Origin of the sequence: Romboutsia sp. 13368 (assembly GCF_018336475.1) — a bacterium.
Taxonomy (GTDB): Bacteria; Bacillota; Clostridia; order Peptostreptococcales; family Peptostreptococcaceae; genus Romboutsia.
The window spans coordinates 342525-345094 of record NZ_CP048741.1; the positions used below are offsets into that span (position 1 = coordinate 342525).

At 25.7% G+C, this 2570-nt stretch carries 2 protein-coding genes; both read left to right on the top strand.

Annotated features, from left to right (window positions below):
- The first annotated feature begins 200 nt into the window (after window positions 1–200).
- The gene (locus tag G3997_RS01355) at window positions 201–1862 is read left to right on the top strand and encodes a ribonuclease J (protein ID WP_330616157.1); all 1662 of its coding nucleotides are present in this window, start codon (window positions 201–203) and stop codon (window positions 1860–1862) included.
- A gap of 190 nt (window positions 1863–2052) precedes the next feature.
- The gene (locus G3997_RS01360) at window positions 2053–2232 is read left to right on the top strand and encodes a hypothetical protein (RefSeq protein ID WP_296646918.1); all 180 of its coding nucleotides are present in this window, start codon (window positions 2053–2055) and stop codon (window positions 2230–2232) included.
- Window positions 2233–2570 lie beyond the last annotated feature (338 nt).

Genomic DNA, 2570 nt, shown 5'->3' on the forward strand with positions numbered 1-2570 from the left:
AATAGTTTTGTAAAAAACATAATAATATTCTAATTCTTTAATTTAATTTAACTTTAAGTATAAAAGTTAGAATTAATATAAGCTATTGAGGAAAACATAAGCTATATATTATATAGAACATAATAAAAATACATTAAATATTAAGCAATAGATTAAATTTATATAAGCTTATTAAAGAATCGGAATGTGAGGTATTTATTATGAAAAAAGAAGTTTTAAGAGTTATACCATTAGGAGGACTTGGAGAAATAGGAAAGAATATAACTGCAATAGAGTATGAAGATGAGATAGTTGTAATTGATTGTGGAATATCCTTTCCTGATGAAGATATGTATGGGATAGATTTAGTTATACCTGATATTAAATACTTATTAGATAATAAAGATAAAGTGAAGGGGTTATTTTTAACTCATGGGCACGAAGATCATATAGGTGCAATTCCGTATATATTAAAACAAATAAATATGCCGGTGTATGGAACTAAACTTACAATAGGATTAGTTGAAAGTAAGTTAAAAGAACATAATATGATATCAAGTAGTAAATTAGTACCTATAATACCTGGAGAGCTTATAAAATTCAATAAGTTAAATATAGAATTTATACGAGTAACTCATAGTATAGCTGAAGCCTGTGCACTATGTATACATACTCCGATAGGAAAAATTCTACATACAGGAGATTTTAAAATAGATTATACTCCTATAGATGGAAGAGTTATGGACTTAAATAGAATAGCACAACTAGGAAGAGAAGGAATTTTGCTTTTAATGGCAGATAGTACAAACGTAGAAAGAAATGGACATTCTTTATCAGAAAGAGTTATAGGTGAAACTTTAAATAGAATAATATCTAATGCAAAGGGAAGAGTAATAGTTGCAACATTTGCGTCAAATATACATAGAATGCAACAAATTGCAGATGCATCTATAATATATGACAGAAAGATTGTATTTAGCGGAAGAAGTATGGAAAATGTATCAAATGTTGCTATTGAGTTAGGATACCTTCATATACCAGAAGAAAATATAATAGGTATTGAAGATATAGATAAATATCCTAGTGATAAAATTACTATAATAACAACTGGTAGTCAGGGAGAGTCAATGGCTGGATTATCAAGAATTGCATATGGAACACATAGACATATATCAATAGAAAATGATGACTTATTTATAATATCAGCATCTCCTATACCAGGTAATGATAAATTGGTATCTAGAGTAATAAATCAATTGTTTAGAAAAGGTGTAGAAGTTATATATGAAGATTTAGAAGATATACATGTATCTGGTCATGCATATAAAGAAGAATTAAAATTAATTCATACATTAACAAAACCAAAGTACTTTATGCCAGTACATGGAGAGTATAGACATTTAAAACATCATAGTGATTTAGCTGTAAAATTAGGTATGGATAAATCAAATGTATTTACATTAGAAACTGGACAAGTTTTAGAAATTTCAAAAGATAAAGCTATATCAACTGAAAAAGTTCATACTGGTGTTATATTTGTAGATGGAATAGGCGTAGGAGATGTAGGCAATATAGTTTTAAGAGATAGAAGAGATCTAGCTAAAGATGGTATGGTTACTATAGTTGTTGCAATAGAAAAAGAAACTTATAGTATAGTATCTGGACCAGATATTATAACGAGAGGATTTATATATGCAAGGGAATCTGAAGATTTAATAAATCAAATAAAGGAAGTATCAAAAGATGAAGTAGAACGTTGCTTAGATAAAAATATAATAGAGTGGCAAATATTAAAAAATGGAGTAAGAAAATCTGTTGAACAATTACTTTATCATAAAACTAAAAGAAGACCTATTGTATTCCCTATAATTATGGAAGTTTAAAAATAAAATTTAAAAAATAAGGACAAATTTTAATAAGCTATCATAGTATAGATTAAAANNNNTGTATTCCCTATAATTATGGAAGTTTAAAAATAAAATTTAAAAAATAAGGACAAATTTTAATAAGCTATCATAGTATAGATTAAGAGTAGAAAAACTCTATAAATTAATTACAACAGGGGGACTCAAAATGTTAGATAGATTTTTTGGAGATTGTGGATTTGGTGGAGCATGGTGGATAATAGTATTATTCTTCTTATTCTTAGCGTTCCAAGAAGTTTGGTGTGAAATAGATATATGTGCTTGGATACCATTCTTAATATTATTATTAATAGTTTGTGCATCTGGAGATTTCTTTGGTGGATGTTAATATTTTAATGTATTAATGAAATAATAAAGTAGAGGTATTATAGAGTATTTAATACTCTATAATACCTCTACTTTAACTTTATTGAAAATATATTTAAAAATACTGTGCAGATTAGTATATGTACCATGATTTATTACTTTATAAAAGTACATAATTTATAAAATAAATAAGTGTTTAAATAAATATAAATTAATATTGAAAAAATAATAACTTAAATGTATAATAGAACTTGATTATTTTCATTTAACTTAAATAAAAATAGATGTGGTAATATATTTTTTCTATTTCCTATCTCATAATAACTTTCTTCAATTATAAAATATCCATTAAAATCAGAT